The following is a 21720-nucleotide window of genomic DNA, read 5'->3' as shown; positions in this document are numbered from 1 at the left end:
GAGGTCGTCGTCCCTTCGTAAAGCACAAAGGGACGGACCGCCGACGTAACCGTTGTCGGGACGCATCGTAGGAGCCCGCAGGCCGGCTCCTGGAGTGGGACCAGCCGCCTTGCGGAGCGCCTCAGACGCCGGTGCTCGGTGGGGATGCGGCTCACACTCAGCGGTGTCGGGGTCCGACGAGGCTGGAGTGCTGCCGTACGGCAGGACGGCGCGGCGAGAGATCCCCGTTCAGGCGTCGCCGCGCACGGAGCCGAGCTCTTCGAGGCTGGGCTCGTCGACCACGACCGGCACATCGTCGACCGGGTCCTGCGGCTCGACGCTCTCGCTCGGCCCCGGGGCCTCATGGCTGCCCACGTGCTCCCCGTACGCCTGCAGCTTCGAGTACAGGCCGCGGCGGCTGATCCCGAGCACGCGGGCCGCGCGCTGCTTGTTGCCGCGCACAGCCTCGAGGGTCAGAAGGATGAGCTTGCGCTCCGCGTCGGCCAGGCGCGTGCCGACCGGGAGGCGCAGCACGAGCGGGTGCTCCGCCGCCTCACCGGCGTCCCGCGGCGGCTCGGCCTCGTGCACGCCTGCCACCTCCCCCTGCGGCCTCCGCGGGAGCGAGGCAGGGCCCGTGGAGGGCGGCGCAGGCGGCGCGGTGACGACGTGCGACGGCGCCGGCTCGGAGGGGACCGCCATGTCGGACACGTGGACGATCGGCACCGACAGCGGCTCGGCCGGCTCGGGATGGACGACCGGCGCCGCAGCCCTCCCCGTCGAGATGCTGTCGTAAGAACGCCGGGCAGACCGCCGCTCGATCCGGCCCTGGCCGAGCTGGACGTCGTTCGCCGAGACCAGCTCGGTCGAGGCGAAGAGCGCGGTCTGCTCGATGACGTTGCGCAGCTCGCGGACGTTGCCCGGCCAGTCGTGCTCCGTCAGCCGCTCGACGGCGGCGTCCGAGAGGCGGCGGGCCGGGGTGCCGTAGCGCTTGGCGAACTTGATCAGGAAGCGCTCGGCGATCGGCAGGATGTCGTCCCGGCGCTCGCGCAGCGGCGGCAGCGTCACCGTGAACACGTTGAGCCGGTAGTAGAGGTCCTCGCGGAAGACGCAGTCGTCGACGAGGTCGAGCAGATCCTTGTTCGTCGCGGCGACGACGCGCACGTCGGCCTCGATCTCCTTGCGGCCGCCGACGCGGGTGAACCGGTACGTCTCGAGCACGCGGAGGAGGCTGACCTGCACGGCAGCGTCCATCGTGCCCACCTCGTCGAGGAAGACGGTGCCGCCGGCCGCCGCCTCGAACTTGCCCTCCGCGGCCGCGAACGCGCCGGTAAACGACCCCTTCTCGTGACCGAAGAGCTCGCTGCCGATGAGCTCGCGCGGGATCGCCCCGGTGTGCACCGGCACGAACGGGCCGGCGCGACGGCGGCTCCGGTTGTGAATGGCGCGCGCGACGAGCTCTTTGCCCGTGCCGCTCTCGCCGACGATCAGCACGGGCGCCATCGTCGCGGCGACGCGATCGATGCGGGTGAAGACCTCCCGCATCCGCGTCGAGCCGCCGATCATCCCCTCGAACACGAGCTGCCCGTGGAGGGGATCGTCGTCGTCGAACTCGGTCGGCGGCGACGAGAGCAGCTCGCGCACGAGCAGCACGAGGCGCGCGGGATCGAGCGGCTTCTGGAGGTAGTCGGCCGCTCCCAGCTTGAGGGCGTCGACGGCGCTCGTGATCGACGCGGCGCCGGTGACCATGACCACGTGGGGCGGCGGCGCCTTCGGCTCGGGGCCATCGAGCTCGCTCGGCGAGAGCCGGCGCATGAGATCGACGCCCGTCATCCCGGGCAGGTTGAGATCCGTGACGAGCACGTCAGCCGGCGTCCGCTGATGGATCTCGAGCGCCTGCTCGCCGCTCGACGCGACGACCACGTCGAGCCCTTCGTGGCGCAGCACCGCCTCGAGGATGGCTGCCTGGTCAGGCTCATCCTCGACGAGGAGCACCCGGCCGTGGTGGCTGTGGCTCCGGTGCGGCGCGCGCGCCTGCCCGCGCGGAATTGCAGCAGAAACTGCGTTCGGTCCCAAAGCTTCCCTCCCAGCTCGGCGGACGGACGGCTCGGCCCCGTGCGTTATGAAACGTGCCGTTAAACTTGTAGCTCGCGCGGGCCTCTCATCAACTCGGGAGTTGCCTCCTTCTCGGGTGCAAGGCCCCCCTCACATGCCGTCCGTGACATGTCGTTCCTGCGCACCTGCGCAACGCGCGCGACGCCCCCGGATCGCTGACTCCTGTGGTGACACGCCGCCGCGCGCATCACCAGCGCTCGATGATGCCGCATGCGATGCGATCTGCCAGCGCCATGCACGTAAGCATCGGGTTCACGGCAGGACTTCCAGGAAAGATGCTCGTGTCGGCGACGTAAACGTTGTCGAGATCGTGGCAGCGCCCCTCCTCGTCGACGACCCCGTCCCGCGGCCGCCGCGACATCCGCGCCGTGCCGAAGGCGTGGTTCGCCGCGGTGATCGTGTCGCGCCCGTCGAGCCGCTTGCTCTTCAAGATCTCGGCTTCCTCCGGCGAAGTCAGCTCGTCGGGGACGCCGTGCAGCCCGGGCAGGATCGACGCGGCCCCTGCCGCCCAGCAGATGTCGGACAGGATGCCCAGACCGCGCTGGATCTTCTCGACGTCGCGCGGTGCGTAGTCGAACCGCACATCGGGATCCCAGCAGCCGCGCTTCGGGCGGACCGTCCCGCGCGACTGCTCGGCCGCGATGATCACGTCGAACGGCGCCATCCGGTTGTAGGTCCGGAGGTGACGCTGGTAGTCGTGCCCGAAGCCGGGGAACCGCGCGGCAAGCACGGCGGGGGGCGACCAGAGGACCTCGAGCTTGATGCCCTGCTCGAGGAAGTGGAGCGAATGATAGCCCTGGGTCGCGCCCTCCCATGGATCGGTGGGATCCGGGAACACCGCCATGATGGCGAGCCCCGGGTGGAGCTGCAGCTCGTTGCCCACGTGGCCGCTCGAGTTGGCGGCGCCGCTGCGGAGCAGGATCAGCGGCGTGGCCATGCAGCCCGCGGCGAGCACGACGAGCTTCGCCCGGATCTCGACGGGCGCGCCCTCGCGCCACGTGAAGGGCTCGATGGTGCGACCGCGCATCCCGGCGGCCCGCCTGCCGGAGACGAGCAGGTGCTCGGCGCGGACGCTGGTGAACACACGCGCGCCTGCCCGGATCGCGGCCGGGACGTACGAGATATCGGTCGACATCTTCGCGCGGTTGCGGCACCCGGTGAAGCACTCGCCCGAGCCGCGGCAGCCGCGCACGTTGCGGTGGGTCGGCTCGCTCGACAGCCCCAGCGCGTCGCAGCCGCGCTTGAAGCGCAGGTTGCGCTCGCCCTGCACCTCCACCGGCGTGGGCGAGACGCCGAGCAGGCGCTCGACGCGCTGGTAGTGGGGCAGCAGCGCGTCGAGCGTGATCGCCGCCGTCCCCGCTCGCTCCGCCCACTTGTCGAACACCCAGGCGGGCGAGCGCGCGCAGATCGCCGAGTTGACGACCGAGCCGCCGCCGAGCGCGATCGCCTGCATGGTCGGGATGAGCATGCGCCCCCGGGCGGCTCGCATCCCGCCCTCGCGCAGCGTGCGCGCCAGCGACTCGCCCGCCTCCTGCCGGAAATCCTCCACCCCGAACGGCGGGCCTTCCTCCACGAGGATCACGTCGCGCCCCGCCTCGGCGAGCTCCTTGGCGACGACCGCCCCGCCCGGCCCCGACCCGACGACGAGCACCTCGCACGAGGCCTGCACCTCGCCGTCGTAGTCGGCGAACACCTTCACCTGGGAGCGCGGCTCGACGGGCGGGAGCGGCTCCACCTCGGCCCTCGAGCGGAGCGTGGCCACGGAGAGCAAGCGCTTGTCGCCGCGCTCGGGGTGCGCGGAGCGCGGCGGCTCCTGAGGGTCGGGTAGCTTCATGCCGTCACCCCCGGCGCGAGCGACGGGGGCTTCACGGCGACCGGCTCTCCCGACGCGCGCGCGGCGGCGCGGCGCTCGAAGGGCGTGGCGCAGCAGGCGACGCCGATCGCGCGGGCGACCTTCTCGTTCGCGAGGTAGCCCATCGAGAGCATCGTCCGGAGCGAGAGGAACGTGACCCGCCGGAGGTAGATGCAGCTCTGCGACATCGACGCGAGCACCGCGATGCGATCGGCCTGCGGGAGGCGCGTGAAGCGGGCGCGGCGCGGCCCGAAGACCCAGGGAGAGAGCTCGACGAAGTGGAAGAGCAGCCGCATGTACGGCCGCAGAGGCCGCGGCGTGCGGGCGACGTAGTGCTCCATGTACTCGACGAGCCCCGCCTCGGTCCCGGAGACCGGGATCGGGCCGCCGGCGGGAAAGAGCGCGTCGGCGCAGGCAGCCACGATGGCCCGCTCCCTCACGGAGAGCGCACGGGAGCGCGCCCCGGGGGCCGAAGCCCGGCGGGCGAGGCTCACGGCGGCGGCCGTGAGCGCCGCGAGGGCAATGACGAGACAGATCACGGGCAGATGCGCAACGAGCTCGCTCATCACTCGACTCCTTCCTTCCCAGCGGGAAGCCATCGCCTGGCTGCCTCGACAGCGTAGTCCGACGCCCAGAGTGCGCAATTTCGTTCGCACTGCGTCGGGGTGTTCGCGCACCATCCTGTCCTGATTTACGCAGCCCGACGTTGCGCCTGTGACAATCGCGGTAGGGTCGGCGCCCGATGAGCGACGAGCCGAAGAGCGCTGTGGACATGAGCGAAGAGGCCGGAGGCGACGAGTCGAGGGAAGACGAGAAGCCGACGTAACCGACCGGTGTTCGGGCTGGAGACGCCGCTCTTACGGGAAGAAGGGCGGCGCCTGGTGCATCTACGGGAAGCCGTCGTACCCCTGACGATCGACGAAGCGGTCGCTCGCCCCGCCCCGCGACCGCCTCACCGCGACGCTCGCCCTGCGCCTCGCCTCAGGGCGCCTCTCCCGGCCGACGCTCCTCGCCCTCCGCTCCCGCGCCGGCCGTTGCGGCGGCCCAGAACGCGCGCACGTCCTCGATTCGCTCGGTCCGGCGCGCGTCGGGCAAGCTGTCGAGCAGCACGCGGCCGTAGCCGCGCGTGCGGACCCTGCGGTCCAGGATCGCGACGATGCCCCGATCGGTGCGCGCGCGGATCAGCCGGCCGAAGCCCTGCTTCAAGGTGATCGCGGCCTGCGGAACGCTGTAGGCGATGAACGGGTTGCCGCCGCCCTGCTCGATCGCCGCGCACCGGGCCGCGACGACAGGATCCGTGGGCACCGCGAACGGGAGCTTCTCGATGATCACGAGGCGCAGCGCCTCGCCGGGGACGTCCACGCCCTCCCAGAAGCTCATCGTCGCGACCAGCACGGCGTGCCGCTCGGCGCGGAAGCGGCGGAGCAGCGCGCCCTTCGGCGCGTCCCCCTGCACGAGCAGCGGCGCCTGCTGCCGCGGAGCGCCGCCACCCGCCCGGGCCTCGGCCGCGGCGCGCGCGAGCCGGACGCGGAGGGCGGCGGCCAGCGCGTTCATCGCGCGGACCGAGGTGCAGAGGACGAACGCGCCGCCGCCCGTGATGCCGATGAGCTCGGCGATGCGATCGGCCCCGCGCTCGACGAACGCGGCGTCGGTCGCCTCGGGCAGGTCGCGCGGCGTGTAGAGCAGCGCCGCGTTCGGGTAGTCGAAGGGCGATGGAACCGTGAGCTCGTCGACCGGCACCGGCACCTCCGCGTCGAGCCCCATCCGCGAGCGGAGGAAGCGGAACCCCGACCCGGCGGAGCCGCCCGTGGTCAGCGTGGCGCTCGTCAGCACCACGGCGCCGATCCGCGCGAAGACGTGCTCGCGCAGCATGTGCCCGAGATCGACCGGCGACGCGCCGAACGAGACGGCGCGGCCGCGCACCTCGACCCACGTGACCTGGTTCGTCGCGGGGTCGACGATCCGCGCGGCGTCGTCCCGCAGCTGGGCGGCGCGGTTGCCGACGAGCTGCACCGCCTCGCTGCTCGCGTTCGCGCTCGCGTACCCCGCGAGCGCCTCGAGGTGGTTGTCGAGCCGATGATAGGCCCCGAGCAGCTCGCCGGACCACGCGTCCCTGGCGAGCGGGACCCGGGAGTCGCCGCGATCCCCGCTGCCCGCGGCGCCGCCGAGCGCGGCGAGCCGATCGAAGAGCGCGTCCGCGGACTCGCGCACGATGGCCGTGATCGCCGTCCCCTCGCCCCGCCCGAGGATGCGGTCGGCGAGGCCCGACGTGATGAACGCGCGGTCCGCGTCGCGCAGCATCGAGTCGACCCGCGCGCGCGAGACGCGGACGCCGAAGAAGCTCGTCGCGATGTCCTCGAGCTGGTGCGCCTCGTCGAAGATGACCGCGTCGTACGGCGGGAGCGCGCCCGCGCCGGCGAAGCCGCGGCGCGCCCCGGCGATCTTCAGGGCCAGGTCCGCGAAGAACAGGTGATGATTGACGATGAGGAGGCGCGCCGCCTCGCTGTCGCGCTTCATCCGCGTGACGAAGCACTCGTCGAAGTAGTCGCACGACGCGCCCAGCCGCGTCTCGCTGGACGACGCCACCTCCCGCCAGACCGGATCCCCCTCGGCGAGGTAGGCGAGCTCCGCCACGTCGCCCATCTCGGTCTCCTGCGCCCACGCCTCGATGAGCGGCAGCGAGCGCCCCGCGGTCCCGGCGCCCGCGCCGGGGCTCTGGCGGAGCTCGTTGAAGCGGCGCAGGCAGAGGTAGTTGCCGAGCCCCTTCACCAGCGCCGCGCGCGGATCCAGCCGGAGGTGCTCGGTCACGAGCGGCAGATCCTTCGTGTAGATCTGGTCCTCGAGCGCCTTGGTCGCGGTCGAGACGACGACCTTGCGGCCGCTCAGGATGGCGGGGACGAGGTACGCGAGCGTCTTGCCGGTCCCGGTGCCCGCCTCGCAGAGGAGGATGCGGTCCTCCGCGATCGCCCGCTCCACGGCGCTCGCCATCGCGATCTGCCCCTCGCGGTCCTCGTAGCCCGGCAGCCCGCGCGCGAACGGGCCGGAGGGCCCGAGCAGGCTCGCGGCTCGGTCGAAGGGCATCGTTGACCGCTTACCGCGGCAGGGCAGTCTTCTCCAGCGAGAGGGCGAACCCCACCTCGCTGAGGGCGACCTCGAGCGACGCGACCGGCTTCTCGAACTGGATCTCGCACCAGGTGTCCAGCGTCCGCTCGGCGTCACCGGGGTCGCGGACGTGCCGGAGCGCGGCCTCGCCCTCGGTGTAGCCGCGCGCCACGGCGGGCTCGGCCATCCGCCGCGCCCGCTCGAAGAGCTGCTCGTCCGTCGCGCCCGGGAAGTCGTTGCGCTGGGCGCGCACGACGAACCCGACCCGCAGCGGCTCGGCGCCCACGACGATGCCCGAGTCCATGAGGAGGTTCTCCCGCACCCGCTCGGCGACCTGAACGGCGTCGCCCCGGGTGCGATAAACCTCGAATCCGGCTTGGAGCAGGGCCTTCTTTATCTCCGCGGGTGTCGGCATCTTCCGCTGGTTTCCGGCTACCCCCAGCTGCGAGCAGGACCATCCATCGCAAAATTACGGGTGCCTCGTCAAGCGGACAGCGCTGGCAGGGGTGTGGCGCTTTGGCGGGCCGGCGCGTTTGTCCCCGCTCACGAGCTCGACCGTGACGACCTCGACGCCCCGTCGTCCAAACGACCCGGGATCTCTGCCCCCTCGGGGGCATCCAGGAAGCAGACCCCCACGATCGACCCGTCCGGCTCGTCCTGCACCCACATGATCCGCCCTGGGCGCGGAGATCTACCGTCGAGCCAGACCGTTAGCTCCGTGCCGGGGTCGAGTGAATTTTCTATCACCACCCGGAGCCCGCCGACGCTCATGTTGAGCGTCCAGCCGGAGACGGCACGGTCGGCGGCTTCGAGGCGGACCCGCTCGCTCAGCTCGCGTCGCGGGCTCCTGCGACGGTTGGCCAGGAGCTCAGGGGGAATCTGGAGCGACGGGGGAGTGAGGGTTCTGCGTCGAATCACAGAAGAAAATTACAAGCACAGACCGTGCCCGAGGACAGAAATGTTGGCTATGGCTGATATCCAGCAGGGACGGGAGGATGGGACCGCTCAGTGGGCTTCGGCATGGTCGGGCTTGTGGCCGGAGCCGTCGTTCGGCTCCTCGAAGACGGAGACGGGCTCGAGCAGGGACAGCTGGTCGCGTTTGATGCCCACGCCCTTGTCGGAGAAGAAGAGGTCGTTCTCCTGGAGCCGCGAGCGCACGCGGCCGATGAACAGGATAGGCATGCCCGCCTGCGTGTAACCGAGCTGCACGAGCGTGCCCTTCGGCCAGTTGCCGCCGTCGAACGAGAGCTCCTTGCGCAGCGTGTAGAACCCCTCGGCGGGGAGACGCTGCAGCGAGTCCGCCCACGTCGTCCCCCGGAACGCGACGGCGGGGCCGTGGAAGTGCCAGCGGTTGTGCACGTTGTGATCAGGCGTCGTGACCGTCGGCAGACCGTTGTCCGAGTGGTTGTGGAAGGAGACGAGGATGCCGGCAGGCACCTTGTCCTCGTTTCCGGGGAGCGGCTTTGTCGTCAGGTAGAGGCCGCAATCAGGGAGGTGTGACTTCGAGCTTGCCATGGCCTGTGCCCCTAGCCCCGCTCTCGACCGCCGTAAAGACACGCCGTCGACGCCGTGCTATGCCGCGCCTGGCCAAGGCGGGAGGCCGCTCGAGGAGCGAGCGGCGCACGCCCCGGGAGCAAGCCCTTCGTGAACAGATTGAGCCAAATCTTCGGCGCTGCCATCGTCATCGCGATCGCCGTCGTCTTCATCGTCCAGTTCCGCCCGAGCACGGGCCCCGTGCAGTCGACCGCGAGCAGCTGCGTCGTCGAGGTCCGAGGCAGCTGCATCTCCTCGGTCGACTTCAACGCCTCGAGGAACCTGCTCGCGATGCGCGCCGTCGACGAAAACCGCCTCCGGGCGATGGGGTACCGGCGGCTCACAGCGGAGGGGCTCTACGAGCGGTGGCTGCTCAACGAGGACGCGGAGCGCCTCGGGATCAGCGTCTCGGACGACGAGCTCACGGCCGAGCTCGTGGCCGGCAGGGTGCGTGTCTCGCTGCCGGCGGACAAGATCCGCCAGGTCGGTTACGCCCTGAACCTCCGGGAAGACCTCATTCGCTACCTGGACGTCCGCAACCGCCAGACAAAGAAGTTCGACAGCAAGCAGTACGAGAAGCAAATCCGGAACATCACGAAGATGAGCCCGACGGATTTCCGCGAAACTCAGCGGAAGGAGCTCGTCGCCGCGCGGATGCGCGACCTCATCCGCGCGCGGGTCCGGGTCGGTGACAGCGAGGCGTTCGAGCAGTTCTCGCGCGAGAAGTCGACCCGGACGCTCAGCTACGTGCGCTTCGATCGGCGCTTCTACAGCGACCTCATCGTCGACACCTCGGAGAAGGCGATCCAGGCCTGGGCGGACGCCAACAAGGAAGAGCTCGACAAGACCTGGGAGGGGCGCAAGGCGCACTATCTGCCCGAGTGCCGGGTCGCCCGGGACCTCATGGTCGAGGTGCAGCCCGCGGAGGCCGAGCAGGGGCCGGAGGCGGGCAAGGCGGCCGCGAAGGCCCGGATCGAGGCGGCGGTCCAGCGCCTCAAGAAGGGCGAGAGCTTCGCCGACGTGGCGCGCAGCGCGAGCGACGATCCGAGCGCGGCGCGCGGCGGCGATCTCGGCTGCGTGACCAAGGGCCGGCTCAGCAAGCCTGTCGAGGACAAGCTCTTCGAGATGAAGGCGGGCGAGGTGTCGGACCTCATCGAGACCGAGGACGGCTTCCACGTGATCAAGCTCGAGCAGATCGCGAAGGACGCCGACGCCGAGAGGATCGGCCGGCTGGAGACGGCGCGCGACCTGTACATCGCCCACGAGTCGGAGCGGCTCGCGGCCGAGGCCGCGAAGCAGGTGCTCGCCGCCGCCGCGGGCGGCAAGTCGCTGGAGGACGCGCTCGCCGCCTACCTGGCCCAGCTCGCGCCCGCGAAGGACAAGGCCGGCGCCGCCGCGGGGGCGCAGCCCGCCGCCGCGAAGCAGGACGGGAACAAGGACGAGGGGGCGAAGGACAGCGGCCAGGCCGAGCCTGGCGCGGCGCGGCCGCCCTACACGACGGCGAACCACCCGAACCGGCCGACCGTCGAGGCGAGCCTGCCGTTCAACGTGTCGGGCTCCCCGATCACGGACGCGAGGGACAGCACCGAGGCCGCGCGCATCGCCTTCCAGCTCGACAAGCCGGGCGATCTGCCCAAGGACATCGTGGCGCTGGAGAACGGTTACGCCGTGATCCAGCTCAAGGAGAAGACGTCCGCGAGCCAGGAGCAATGGGACAAGGACCGCGAGTTCTACACCGCCGCGATGCGCGCCGCGAAGCAGAACGACGCGCTCATCGGGTACATGCGCCGGCTGAAGTCGACGATCGGCAGCGAGGTGAAGTACGACCAGGGCCTCCTCAAGGAGTCCAGGCCGGCCGAGGACGGCTCCGGCGAGCCGGAGCTCCCGCTCGGGGACGAGGGGGAATGACGTCGCTCCCGCCGCGTGACGCTCGCGACGTCCTCCTCTCGAACGGCCTCAAGGTCGTCCTCGTCCCGCAGCCGCATGTCCACCGGGCGGTCGCCTCGCTCTACCTGCGCGTCGGCTCGCGGTTCGAGAACCCGCAGAACAACGGGATCTCCCATTTCCTGGAGCACATGGTGTTCCGGGGGACGCCGACGCTGCCGTCGGCGCACGCGCAGGCGCTCGCGTTCGAGCGGCTCGGCGGGACGCTCTACGCGGCGACCCACGTCGACCACGGCGTGATGAGCATCTCCGTGCCGCCGGCGAACCTGGAGCCGGTGATCGCCCTGCTCGGCGAGGTCGCCACGTCGCCCCGCTTCACCTCGATCGAGGTCGAGCGCGGCATCGTGCGCGAGGAGATCCTCGAGGACCTCGACGACGAGGGGCGCGACATCGACCCGGACAACAACGCGCGCGCCCTCATGTACGAGCGGCACCCGCTCGGCTTCACCATCACCGGCGGCATCGACGCGCTCGATCGCTTCGACGAGCCGATGCTGCGCGCCCACCACGCCCGGCACTACACGACGGCGAACGCGGTGCTCTGCCTCGCCGGGCGGCTCGATCCAGACGCGTGCGCGCGGGCCGTCGAGCGGCACTTTGGCGCCATGCCGCGCGGCGAGCAGGTGCCCGCCGCGCCGCCGCCGAACGGACAGAAGAAGCCGCGGTTCCGCTTCATCGAGAACCAGTCGAGCCAGACCGAGCTGCGGGTCGCGTTCCGTGGCGTGAGCGAGCGCGATCCGCGCGAGCCCGCCGTGGAGATGCTGCTCCGCGTCCTCGACGACGGCATGTCGACGCGGCTCTACGAGCGGATCTGCGACCGGCTGGGCCTCTGCTACGACGTGTCGGGGATGTTCGAGGCCTACGAGGACGACGGGGTCGTCGACATCGCCGCGGGCGTGCAGCACGACCGCGCGACCGTGGTGGTCCGGGAGATCTTCTCGCTGCTCCGCGAGCTCTCCGAGGTCGGCCCGCGCGAGGACGAGCTCGCCAAGGCGCGCGACCGCCACCTGTGGTCGGTGGAGGCGATGCTCGACGACGCCGAGGCGACCGCCGGCTTCCACGGGCTCGCCGCGCTCGCCGACATCACCCGCACCCCGGAGGCGCGGCACGAGGAGCTCGCCCGCGTCACGGCCGAGGACGTGCGCAACGCCGCGCGCGCGCTGTTCCGACCAGAGCGCCTCACCGTGGTGGCCGTGGGCCTGCTCCGCTCCTCGGAAGAGGCGAAGCTCGACAAGGCCGTCCGCTCGTTCGCCTGAGCCCGTCCGCAACTTCAACGGATCCCGTCCGCTCGTTCGGCTGAGCCCGTCCGCGGCTGACTGGCGGACGTCCGCGTCACCGCCGACACGCTCCTGCGCGTGAATTTTCAATTTGCATTCATGCGCATCGATGCATATATGTGAACCGTGATGACGGTCACGGAGGTCCCGGCCGAGCCGATGGGGGCGGTCGCGCGGTGCGAGCTGTACCGGCTCCTTTCGGATCCGGTGCGGGTGCGGCTCCTCGGCCTGGCCGCAGCGGAGGAGCTGGCGGTCGGCGAGCTGGCCGAGCTGCTCCGTGAGGGCCAGCCGAAAATCTCGCGCCACGCGGCCGCGCTGCGCGAGGCGGGGATCCTGCTGGCACGCCGTCAGGGCACGTGGACGCTGCTCCGCCTCGACCCGCGCGCCACGAGCGACCCCGTGGTCGACGACGCCGTGCGCGCGGGGCAGCGCGCGTGCGCGGCCGACGGGACGCTCGCGCGCATCGAGGAGGTGCTCGCGGCGCGCGACGCCGAGACGCGCGAGTTCTTCGCGCGCGGCGGGCGCCCGTTGCGCCCGGGGCCGCCGTCCGAGCTCGCCGCCTACCTCGCCGCGCTCGCGCCGCTCCTGCCCCACCGCCGGCTGGCGGTCGACGCGGGCACCGGCGATGGGGCGCTGCTCGAGGTGCTGTCCCCCGTCTTCGACCGCGTCGTCGGGCTCGATCGCGCGAGCGCCCAGCTGCAGCTCGCGGGCGAGCGCCTGCGGCGGCGCAGCCTCGAGAACGTCGAGCTCGTGTGCGGCGAGATCGACGGGCCCGAGGTGATCCAGGCCGTGGCCCGCGCGCTCGGCGGCGGTCCGCCGGAGGCCGGCGAGGCCCTCTCCGGCGGCGCGGACGTGGTCCTCGCGGCCCGCGTGCTGCACCACGCGCCGCAGCCGGCGCGGGCGATGCGCGCCCTCGTCGAGCTCGCGCGGCCGGCCGCGCCCGGCCGCGGCGAGGACGCCGCGCCCGGCCGCGGCGAGGACGCCGCGCACGCCCGCGGCGGCGCGGTGTGCGTGCTCGATTACGAGGCGCACCACGATCTGACCCTGCGAGAGCAGGAGGCGGACGTCTGGCTCGGCTTCTCGCCGGACGACCTCCGGCGCCTCGCCGAGGAGGCCGGGCTCTCCGGCGTCGAGATCCGGCGGCTTCCGTCCGCCTGGCAGGGCGAAGGTCCGGATCGACACCTCGTTTGGCAGCTGCTCGTCGGCTGGCGCGGCGCGCGTTCGAGCGCATTCACCGGAAAAGGCAAAGGGACACCATGACTGCTGAGAAAAAGCTCTCCTACAAGGTCGCCGACATCACGCTTGCTGACTGGGGTCGCAAGGAGATCCGCATCGCCGAGAAGGAGATGCCGGGCCTGATGACGCTCCGGGCCGAGTACGGCGCATCGCAGCCGCTCAAGGGCGCGCGCGTCGCCGGCTGCCTCCACATGACGATCCAGACCGCGGTGCTGATCGAGACGCTGGTCGCCCTCGGCGCCGAGGTCACCTGGTCGAGCTGCAACATCTACTCGACGCAGGACCACGCCGCGGCGGCGATCGCGGCGGCCGGCGTCCCGGTCTTCGCCTGGAAGGGCGAGACCCTCGAGGAGTACGACTGGTGCATCGAGCAGCAGATCTACGCCTTCAAGGGCGGCAAGGGGCCCAACATGATCCTCGATGACGGCGGCGATCTCACGATCATCGCCCACGAGAAGCACCCGGAGCTCTTCGCCGGCAACGACCCGATCCGCGGGCTCTCGGAGGAGACGACGACGGGCGTGCACCGGCTCTACGAGATGCACCGCGCCGGCAAGCTGAAGGTGCCCGCGATCAACGTCAACGACTCGGTGACGAAGAGCAAGTTCGACAACCTCTACGGCTGCCGCGAGTCGCTGGGCGACGGGATCAAGCGGGCCACCGACGTGATGTTCGCCGGCAAGGTCGCCGTCGTGTGCGGCTACGGCGACGTCGGCAAGGGGTGCGCGCAGTCGCTGCGCGGCCTCGGGGCGCGCGTGATCATCACCGAGATCGACCCGATCTGCGCGCTGCAGGCGGCGATGGAGGGCTACGAGGTGAAGCGCCTCGAGAGCGTCGCCCCGGTCGCCGACATCTTCGTCACGGCGACCGGATGCGCCGACGTCGTGCGCGCCGAGCACATGACCGCGATGAAGGACGAGGCGATCCTCTGCAACATCGGCCACTTCGACTCGGAGATCCAGATTTCGTGGCTCGAGAAGAACCCCGAGATCAAGGAGGAGAACATCAAGCCGCAGGTCGATCACTTCATCTTCCCGGACGGCAAGCGGCTCATCGTCCTCGCGCGCGGCCGGCTCGTGAACCTCGGGTGCGCCACGGGCCACCCGTCGTTCGTGATGTCGACCTCGTTCTCCAACCAGGTCCTCGCGCAGATCGCCCTGTGGACGGAGAAGTACACGGTCGGCGTCCACCTGCTGCCGAAGAAGCTCGACGAGAAGGTCGCCGCGCTGCACCTGCCGAAGCTCGGGGTCGAGCTGACGCAGCTCACGCAGGACCAGGCGAAGTACCTGGGCATCCCCGCCGAGGGCCCGTTCAAGGCCGAGAACTACCGGTACTGAGCGGCGGGCTTTCGGCGCCTCCGCCGCTGGGGTAGGCGGCCGAACGATGGATCCTCGCCACAGCAGGGACGAAGCCCAGCGCTACCTCGACACCTACGCCGCTGCCTGCGGCGAGGATCTCGCCCTCCGCGTCTACACCTCGCGCCTGCTCGGCGCCGATCCGTCGCTCGTGCTCCACGGCGGCGGGAACACGAGCGTCAAGAGCACGGCCGTCGACCTGCTCGGCGATCGCGTCGACGTGCTCTTCATCAAGGGCAGCGGGTGGGATCTCGCGACCATCGAGCCGCGCGGCTTCCCCGCGTGCCGCCTCGCGCCGCTCCAGCGCGCGTGCGAGCTCGAGGCGATGACCGACGAGCAGATGGTCGCGCTCCTGCGCGGCCAGATGCTGGATCCATCGAGCCCCACGCCGTCGGTCGAGGCGCTGCTGCACGCGATCCTCCCCGCGAAGTTCGTCGATCACACCCACGCGGACGCCGTGCTCTCGGTCATCGATCAGCCCGGCTCGGCCGAGATCGTGCGGGAGATCTACGGGGACCAGGCGCTCTTCGTGCCGTATGTCATGCCGGGCTTCGCGCTCGCCCGTCGCGTCGCCGAGCTCGTCCGGGCGCGCCTCGCGCAAGGGGCGCTCCCGTCGGTGATGATCCTCGACAAGCACGGGGTCTTCACGTGGGGCGACACCGCCGAGGAGAGCTATGCGCGCATGATCGACGCCGTGACGCGCGCCGAGCGCTACATCGCCCAGCGCAGCGCGATCGTCCCGCACCCGACGGTCGCGGCGCCCGATCCGGAGTTCCGGGCCGCCATCGGGCCGGTCGTCCGGGGCGCGCTCGCCCGCGCCTCGGGTCGCCCCTGGGTCTGCACGCTCCGCACCAGCCTGCAGCTGATCGCGTTCTGCGACCGCGACGACGTCGCGCGGGCCTCGCAGATCGGCTGCGCGACCCCGGATCACGTCATCCGCACCAAGGCGCGGCCGCTCATCGTCGACGGCGGCGACGTCACCGACACGGCGCGCTTCCGCGCGGCCGTCGAGCAGGGCATCGCGAGGTACGTGGCCGAGTACCACGAGTATTTCCGCCGCTCCTGCGCCGCGCGGGGCGTCGCCCGCGACGAGCTCGATCCGTTCCCGCGGGTGCTGCTCTTCCCCGGGGTGGGCGCGCTGTGCGTCGGCGGCTCGCACGCCGAGGCGGAGATCGTCGCGGACGTCTACGATCACACCGTGTCGGTGATCGAGGCCGCCGAGGCGCTCGGCGGGTACCAGCCGGTCCCGGAGCTCGACCTCTTCGACATGGAGTACTGGAGCCTCGAGCAGGCGAAGCTGAAGCTCGGGGCGGGGCAGAGAGGCCCGCTCGATCGGCGGGTCGCGCTGGTGACGGGCGCCGCCTCGGGGATCGGCCACGCGACGGCGGCGGCGTTCCTCGCCGCGGGAGCGCACGTGGTGCTGGCCGATCGCGACGAGGAGCCCCTCGAGAAGGCCGCCGCCGAGCTCGGGGGACGCCACCGCGGCCGCTGCACGAAGATCGCCTGCGACGTGCGCAGCGAGGCGAGCGTGAACCGGGCGTTCGCGCAGGCGGCGGCGCACTTCGGCGGCGTCGACGTCGTCGTGTCGAACGCCGGCCGCGCGTTCTCGGGGCCCATCCACACGTCGGAGGGACACGAGGCCCTGTGCGCCTCGCTCGAGCTGAACCTGCTCGGCCACCAGAACGTCGCCCGCGCGGCGGCGCGGGTGCTGCTCGCCCAGGACTCGGGCGGCGCGCTCCTGTTCAACGCGTCGAAGAGCGCGTTCAACCAGGGGCCCGACTTCGGCCCGTACTCCGTCGCCAAGGCGGCGCTCGTCGCGCTGATGCGCCAGTACGCCGTCGACCTCGGCCCCCAGGGCATCCGGGCGAACGCCGTGAACGCCGACCGCATCCGGACCGCGCTGTTCGGCGCCGGTCTGCTGGAGGCCCGCGCCCGCGCCCGCAACGTCTCGGTCGACGACTACTTCCGCGACAACCTGCTCCGGCGCGAGACCACCGCGGCCGACGTGGCGCAGGCCTTCGTCTATCTCGCGACCGCCGAGGCCACGACGGGCTGCGTCGTGACCGTCGACGGCGGGAACGCCGCCGCGTTCCCCCGCTGAGCGCGGGTCAGAGCCCCTCCACGCCCGGACCGCCGCCCTCCGCGCCGAGCACGGCCTTGTCGGGCGGATGCTGGGCGTCGAGCCGGATCTTCTTCCAGTCCCCCGAGCGGAACTTCCACACCATGGTCGCCGCGAGGAGGACGACGTAGATGACGCCGGCCCCCCAGATGCCCATCAGGCCGAAGCCGAGCGTGATGCCGAGCAGCCACGCGAGCGGGACGAGGCAGGTGAAGTGCAGGATGAGCTCCACCACCATCACGAACACGGTGTTGCCCGCGCCGAAGAGCGCCTGCGTCAGGATCATGCCGACCGCGACGAGCGGCGTGCAGATGCCCATCACCTGGAGCGGCCGGAGCGCCGCGGCCTGGACGAGCTCGCTGCTGCTGGCGAACGCGAGGATCTGCGGGGCGAAGATCGCCTCGAGCAGGCCGACGACCCCGAAGATCACGAGCCCCAGCCGGACGCTCACCCAGCCGAAGCGCGCGGCCTTGTCGCCGTCCTTCTCGCCGAGCGACTGCGCGACAAGGGTCGCGGTCGACGTGCCGAAGGCCAGGCAGGCGGTGAACGTGAGCTTCAAGATCCCGACGATCACCGTGGTCGCCGCGCCGTAGACCGGCTCGGCGCGGCCGCCGGGGCAGAGCGGCGAGATCACGCCCGCCGGCGCGACCTGGTCGAGCTTGCTGGCGATCGCGTAGAACAGGGCGAAGCCCGTCATGATGGCGACGGTGGCGACGGCGCTCGGGATCGACAGCCTGAGGATCGACCAGGTGAGCGGGACCGAGAGCTTGCTCGTGGCGAACGGGCGGTAGAGGCGCCGGTACTGCGGCAGGAGCGCGTACACGACCATGATCGCGAGGCCGACGTAGGTCGAGATGAAGCCCGCGATGCCCGCCCCGGCGATGCCGTACTTCGGGATGCCGAGCGAGGCGTTGCCGAAGATGAGCACGAGGCAGAGCACGATGTTCAGCGCGTTCATCGCGAGCGCCGAGACGAGGTGGATGTGCGTCTTGCCGATGCCGTCGAAGAACGCCTTCAGGGCGAACGTCGCCGCCATCGACGTCACCCCGAGCAGGCGCCAGCCGAGGTAGTCGAGCGCCGCCTGCCGCGCGTCGGGCACCTTGATGATGACCGAGAGGATGTACGGCATCGTCAGGTACCCGATCACGGAGAACGCGACGCCGGCGACGATCGCGAAGAACAGGGCGTTCGCGAGGACCGCACCCGCGTCCTCGGGCCGCTTCTCGGCGAATCGTCGCGCGGTGAACGCCTGCGTGCCGACCGAGACCGCGCTGAGCGAGCCGCCGAACAGCCAGAGGACGATCAGCGACGGCAGGAGCGCCGCGTGCGCGTTCGACGACTCGGGGCACGGCAGGTGCGCGAAGAAGACGATGTCGATCTCGTTGACGATGCTCTGGGTGAGCATCGCCGCCACGGTCGGCAGCGCGAGCCGCAGGATGGCGCGATGCGGTGGGCCCGAGGTAACGGCGTTCGATCCCGGGGCGGACAGGGCTATCTGAGCCATCGCAGGCTGCGCGGTATACAACGCCGCAGCGTGCGCGCGAGAGAAATGCTCCGCGTGGGGCGCAGCTTACTCGGCCTTGGCGACCCGGGACCGCCGCTTGTGACGGCGCCGCTTCGCCTCGGTGGGATCCTCGTGCCCGTTGCCGTCTTTCTCTGCCGTGTCAGCGTCGCCACGGGCAGGCGTCGGCGTCGACGGCTCGCGCGCTGAGGACGAGGACGATCGCTCGCGCGCCTTCGACTCGCGCTTCGCGACCTCACGAGAGGCGCGATCCGCCGCGCCGCGCGCCGCGGGCTTGTCCGCCTTCGGCGCCGATCCGCGCGTCGCCACCGCCGGCCTGCGCGGGACGGTCTGGTTCCTCGCGGGCGGCTTCGCCGCGTCGGCCTTCGCGACGGCGGGCTGCGCAGGCGGCACGACGGCGGCGGGCTGCGCGGCCCCTGCTCGGGGCGCGGCCGCATCGGGTCCGGCGGCGGGCGAGGCCGCGAGGGCCGAAGGGGCGCCGGTCCCCTGCCCCGCCTCGCTGGGCACGAGCGCGCCGGCTACGCCGGGCGCGGCCGCATCGGGGGTGACCGCGGCAGCCGGCGCTCCGGCTGCCTGCACCGCTGCGGCGGCCGCGAGGGCCTGCGGCGCCGCGCCCGCCGCCGGCGCCTCCGAGACGGCCGTCGGCGCGTCGATGGGCGCATCGGGCTGAGCCGCCTCGCCCGACGAAGGGGCCGCCTCGCCCGCGACGCCGAGCAGCGCAGCGGCCGCTGGAGCGCGCGCCGCGATCTCGCGCCCCTTGCCCACGACGACGACGCCCGCGAGCGCCATCACGGCGGCCACCGCCGCGAACCCGAGCGCGCGGCGGCGAGCGCGCGCGCGCCCGGGCGTGCCCAGCGCCCTCAAGATGGCCTGACGCATCTCGGTGGCGCTCTGGAAGCGGACGCTCGGATGGCGCGCCAGCGCGCGCATCACCAGCTCGTCGACGAAGGGCGGGATCTGCCGGGCCGGCGCGCGCTCGCGGAGGCGCTCGGGGCTGCCCTTGACCTTCGCGTCGAGCAGCGCGACGAGGCTCGGCTCGACGAACGGCAGGCGCCCCGTGAGCATCTCGTAGAGGACGCACCCGAGCGCGTAGAGATCCGCGCGCCCGTCGATGCGCCCCGACGCGGCCTGCTCGGGGGCCATGTACTCGGGCGTCCCCACGATCGCGACCGCGGCCCGCGCCGGCCCCTCGCCCGCGCCCGTCGCGTCCGCGACGCCGTCGACCTCGCCGCGGTCCTCCGAGAGGCACTTCGCGAGCCCGAAATCGAGCAGCTTCAGGCCGGCCTCCGCGATGGAGGGCGCCCCCTCGGCGCCGCTCGGGCGCGTCAGGAACAGGTTCTCGGGCTTGATGTCCCGGTGCACGAGGCCCTCGGCGTGCGTGAGCTCGAGCGCGCTCAGCACCTTGACCGCCATCGCGAGCGCGTCCCTCCAGTCGATCGCGGCCCCGCGGGCAAGCACGGCGTCGAGCGTCGCGCCCTCGAGCAGGTCCATGCCGCAGAACAGGCGGCCATCCGCCGCCATGCCGAAGTCGTGCACCTTCACGAGGTGCTCGTGGGACAGGCGCGAGAGGACGCGCGCCTCGCGGCGGAAGCGGTTCGCGACCACGTCCGTCGCGGAGTGCTCGGCGGAGACGACCTTGAGCGCCACGCGGCGCCCGAGGTCGACGTGCTCCGCCTCGTAGACGGTGCTGCTCGCGCCGGCGCCGATCTCGCGCAGCAGCCGGTAGCGCGTGCCCGGCAGCATGCCCTCGTCGCCGCGCTCGGCCGAGGCCATCGCCTCGGCGCGAGGGCTCACCGGCGTCACGGCCGTCGCGCGGTGCGCCTTGGCGGCGGTGACGAGGGTCGCGAACTCTCCGCGCGAGCGCCCCGGCTCGCCCGGGAAGAGCCGCTGCATCAGGTGCGCCGCCCGCGCGCGCACGCCGCGCTCGCCGCCCGGCAGCGCGACCGCCGCGCCGAGGAGCGCGGCGAGGTCGCGCGCGGCCGCGCGGCTGGACGGGTACCGCGCCTCCCTGTCGAAGGCCGTGAGCCGCGCGATGGCGGCGTCGAGCGCCGGCGTCGCCCCGAGCGAGAGGGCGATCGGCGGCGGGTCGTTCTGGTTGCGCGCGACCGCGGCCATGTGCGTCTGCGCGTCGCCCTGGAGGAAGCGGCGCCCCGCGCACAGCTCCCAGAGCATGATCCCGAGCGCGTAGAGGTCGACCCGCGCGTCGCCCGGGTCGCCGTTGGCGACCTCCGGCGCGACGTAGCCCGGCTTCGCGAAGACGACGCCCGCGACCGTGTGGCAGCGCCGGTTCTGCCCGCGCGCGGTGCCGAAGTCGATGATCTTCACGTCGCCGGAGAAGCCGAGCATCACGTTCTGGGGCGACAGATCGCGGTGCACGATGCCGAGCGCGTCGCCCGACGGGTCCTTGCGCTCGTGCACGTGGGCGAGCGCCTCGGCGATCATCGTCGCGATCGCGACGGCCTCCGCCCAGTCGAAGCGGTGCCCGAGCTGCACCGCGCGCGCCCGGACCTCGCCGAGGCTCCGGCCCTCGACGTGCTCGACCACCGCGTACGGCTCCCCCGTCGCCGGGTCGACGTCCGCCTCGATGACCTGCGCGACGCCGGAATGCTGGAGCTGCGCCTGCACCCGCGCCTCGTCCAGGAAGCGGGCGATGTAGCTCGGGTCGGACGCGTGCTCGCGGCGGATGATCTTCACGACGACGGCGCGCTCCGCCCCCTCGAGGCCGGTCGTGGAGGCGAGGAACACCTCGCCCATGCCCCCCCGAGCGATGCGCCGCAGGAGCACGTAGCGTCCGAGCGGTCGGGGAACATCGTCCGCAGCGAAGCCGCTCTTGTTGGGCTCATGCGAGGGCGGAAGAACCGGGCGAGGCACGGTCGCGGAGGAGTTCGCCATGAACCGAACCTACCGGATGTAGGACAAGGTGGGCCAACTTCGGGTGGTTCGCTCGACCGCGCCGAAACGGGCCGTGTTTTCGCGGGGCTCCCGCCGTACCGCGCCGTTTCGACACAGGGGCTCTCCAGATTATCCACAGGGTTATCCCCACCCTGTCGACAAGTCGCGCGCTCCGGGCGGCCGCCCTGAGCGGCGCAGGAATCCGTCCAGGAAGTCCAGAAAAACGCTGCAATCACCCGAGGTCCCGGCCATTGCTCTCCCCGCTGGCCTCGGCTACTCCTTGGCAGGGATGTCGCGACACGCCGTCCAGCGCCTGATGACCTTGCTGACGTTCGCGTTGGCGCTGGTCCTCCCGCTGCGCGCGGGTGCTGCGATCGTTCCGGTCTGCGAGGACGACCGGATGACGATCGTCGCTCCGCCGGACGAGCCATCGTGCACCGTCCTGACGAGCGTCGACGACGCGACGGGCGCGACGAGGGCTGCGCCCATCTGCGATCCCCGCGGCGCTTCGTCGGTCGCCCCGCCCCGCACCCTCCCGATCACCGATGCGCGGATCGACGCGGTCCCTGGATGCGAGGGGGGCGATCTCTGGCCGAGGGTCGGACCGAGCTCGCGCCATCCCGGCCCTGTGAGCGAGCTCTCCAGCCCGCCGCAGCAGGCGCTGCTCGTTCCGGAGCTCGTCCTCCCTGCCGTGGGCACACCCGTGGCGCTCTTCTCGTTCCTCGCGGTCCCCGGTGGGCCGCGCTCCGGCGTGGAGCAGGGCATCTACCACCCGCCTCGATGAGGCGAGCTCGCCG

General features: G+C 72.0%; 15 protein-coding genes. 6 read left to right on the top strand and 9 right to left on the bottom strand.

All coding sequences use genetic code 11. From position 1 onward, the window contains the following. Positions 1-228: 228 nt before the first annotated feature. The 7 genes from WME75_RS15335 to WME75_RS15305 all read right to left on the bottom strand — a co-directional run bounded on the left by WME75_RS15335 (position 229) and on the right by WME75_RS15305 (position 8560). Positions 229-2052 carry a sigma 54-interacting transcriptional regulator gene (locus WME75_RS15335; protein ID WP_437491268.1) on the bottom strand — a complete coding sequence of 608 codons (1824 nt, stop codon included), beginning with the start codon at positions 2050-2052 and terminating at the stop codon, positions 229-231. Positions 2053-2278: 226 nt separating this feature from the next. After that, positions 2279-3925, bottom strand: a complete 1647-nt coding sequence (locus tag WME75_RS15330; protein ID WP_437491266.1) for a GMC family oxidoreductase — start codon at positions 3923-3925, stop codon at positions 2279-2281. After that, on the bottom strand, positions 3922-4509 hold the full coding sequence (locus WME75_RS15325) for a gluconate 2-dehydrogenase subunit 3 family protein (protein WP_437491263.1): 588 nt from the start codon (positions 4507-4509) through the stop codon (positions 3922-3924). The genes WME75_RS15330 and WME75_RS15325 overlap by 4 nt, the downstream gene beginning before the upstream one ends. 415 nt (positions 4510-4924) lie before the next feature. Then, positions 4925-7024, bottom strand: a complete 2100-nt coding sequence (locus WME75_RS15320; RefSeq protein WP_437491260.1) for an ATP-dependent DNA helicase — start codon at positions 7022-7024, stop codon at positions 4925-4927. A gap of 10 nt (positions 7025-7034) precedes the next feature. Next, a complete protein-coding gene (locus tag WME75_RS15315) occupies positions 7035-7460 on the bottom strand; it encodes a hypothetical protein (RefSeq protein ID WP_437491257.1) in 426 nt (141 codons plus the stop codon). Between the two features lie 128 nt (positions 7461-7588). Beyond that, positions 7589-7963, bottom strand: a complete 375-nt coding sequence (locus WME75_RS15310) for a PilZ domain-containing protein (protein WP_437491254.1) — start codon at positions 7961-7963, stop codon at positions 7589-7591. A gap of 87 nt (positions 7964-8050) precedes the next feature. Further along, a complete protein-coding gene (locus WME75_RS15305) occupies positions 8051-8560 on the bottom strand; it encodes a hypothetical protein (RefSeq protein ID WP_437491251.1) in 510 nt (169 codons plus the stop codon). 129 nt (positions 8561-8689) lie between these two features. Here WME75_RS15305 and WME75_RS15300 point away from each other — a divergent pair, with 129 nt between their 5' ends. The 5 genes from WME75_RS15300 to WME75_RS15280 all read left to right on the top strand — a co-directional run bounded on the left by WME75_RS15300 (position 8690) and on the right by WME75_RS15280 (position 16491). After that, complete coding sequence (locus tag WME75_RS15300; protein ID WP_437491249.1) at positions 8690-10486, top strand: peptidylprolyl isomerase; 1797 nt, start codon at positions 8690-8692, stop codon at positions 10484-10486. Then, a complete protein-coding gene (locus WME75_RS15295) occupies positions 10483-11778 on the top strand; it encodes a M16 family metallopeptidase (protein WP_437491246.1) in 1296 nt (431 codons plus the stop codon). Before WME75_RS15300 ends, WME75_RS15295 begins: the two co-directional genes overlap by 4 nt. 150 nt (positions 11779-11928) lie before the next feature. Further along, positions 11929-13059: a methyltransferase gene (locus WME75_RS15290; protein ID WP_437494827.1), complete on the top strand. Its 1131-nt coding sequence runs from the start codon at positions 11929-11931 to the stop codon at positions 13057-13059. Continuing rightward, positions 13056-14372 carry an adenosylhomocysteinase gene (gene ahcY / locus WME75_RS15285; RefSeq protein ID WP_437491243.1) on the top strand — a complete coding sequence of 439 codons (1317 nt, stop codon included), beginning with the start codon at positions 13056-13058 and terminating at the stop codon, positions 14370-14372. The genes WME75_RS15290 and ahcY overlap by 4 nt, the downstream gene beginning before the upstream one ends. A gap of 46 nt (positions 14373-14418) precedes the next feature. Continuing rightward, positions 14419-16491 (top strand): bifunctional aldolase/short-chain dehydrogenase, encoded by a 2073-nt coding sequence (locus tag WME75_RS15280; protein ID WP_437491240.1) that lies wholly within the window; start codon positions 14419-14421, stop codon positions 16489-16491. A 7-nt stretch (positions 16492-16498) separates the two neighbouring features. Here the strand turns inward: WME75_RS15280 and WME75_RS15275 are convergent, their stop codons facing one another. Then, complete coding sequence (locus tag WME75_RS15275; RefSeq protein ID WP_437491237.1) at positions 16499-18013, bottom strand: MATE family efflux transporter; 1515 nt, start codon at positions 18011-18013, stop codon at positions 16499-16501. Between the two features lie 66 nt (positions 18014-18079). Beyond that, a complete protein-coding gene (locus WME75_RS15270; protein ID WP_437491235.1) occupies positions 18080-20923 on the bottom strand; it encodes a serine/threonine-protein kinase in 2844 nt (947 codons plus the stop codon). A gap of 289 nt (positions 20924-21212) precedes the next feature. On the opposite strand from WME75_RS15270, the gene WME75_RS15265 reads away from it, so the two are divergent. Next, on the top strand, positions 21213-21707 hold the full coding sequence (locus tag WME75_RS15265; RefSeq protein WP_437491232.1) for a hypothetical protein: 495 nt from the start codon (positions 21213-21215) through the stop codon (positions 21705-21707). Positions 21708-21720 lie beyond the last annotated feature (13 nt).

The organism is Sorangium sp. So ce1014 (assembly GCF_051521505.1).
Lineage (GTDB): Bacteria > Myxococcota_A > Polyangia > Polyangiales > Polyangiaceae > Sorangium.
Note: the sequence above shows the minus strand (reverse complement) of the source record. Positions and strands in the feature narration are given on the sequence as shown.

What these genes read in the sequence shown, in the direction of transcription:
- WME75_RS15330 (WP_437491266.1), bottom strand. Translation starts at nt 3,925, where the DNA reads ATGAAGCTACCCGACCCTCAGGAGCCGCCGCGCTCCGCGCACCCCGAG.
- WME75_RS15325 (WP_437491263.1), bottom strand. Translation starts at nt 4,509, where the DNA reads ATGAGCGAGCTCGTTGCGCATCTGCCCGTGATCTGTCTCGTCATTGCC.
- WME75_RS15320 (WP_437491260.1), bottom strand. Translation starts at nt 7,024, where the DNA reads ATGCCCTTCGACCGAGCCGCGAGCCTGCTCGGGCCCTCCGGCCCGTTC.
- WME75_RS15315 (WP_437491257.1), bottom strand. Translation starts at nt 7,460, where the DNA reads ATGCCGACACCCGCGGAGATAAAGAAGGCCCTGCTCCAAGCCGGATTC.
- WME75_RS15305 (WP_437491251.1), bottom strand. Translation starts at nt 8,560, where the DNA reads ATGGCAAGCTCGAAGTCACACCTCCCTGATTGCGGCCTCTACCTGACG.
- WME75_RS15295 (WP_437491246.1), top strand. Translation starts at nt 10,483, where the DNA reads ATGACGTCGCTCCCGCCGCGTGACGCTCGCGACGTCCTCCTCTCGAAC.
- WME75_RS15290 (WP_437494827.1), top strand. Translation starts at nt 11,929, where the DNA reads ATGACGGTCACGGAGGTCCCGGCCGAGCCGATGGGGGCGGTCGCGCGG.
- ahcY (WP_437491243.1), top strand. Translation starts at nt 13,056, where the DNA reads ATGACTGCTGAGAAAAAGCTCTCCTACAAGGTCGCCGACATCACGCTT.
- WME75_RS15280 (WP_437491240.1), top strand. Translation starts at nt 14,419, where the DNA reads ATGGATCCTCGCCACAGCAGGGACGAAGCCCAGCGCTACCTCGACACC.
- WME75_RS15275 (WP_437491237.1), bottom strand. Translation starts at nt 18,013, where the DNA reads ATGGCTCAGATAGCCCTGTCCGCCCCGGGATCGAACGCCGTTACCTCG.
- WME75_RS15270 (WP_437491235.1), bottom strand. Translation starts at nt 20,923, where the DNA reads ATGGCGAACTCCTCCGCGACCGTGCCTCGCCCGGTTCTTCCGCCCTCG.
- WME75_RS15265 (WP_437491232.1), top strand. Translation starts at nt 21,213, where the DNA reads ATGTCGCGACACGCCGTCCAGCGCCTGATGACCTTGCTGACGTTCGCG.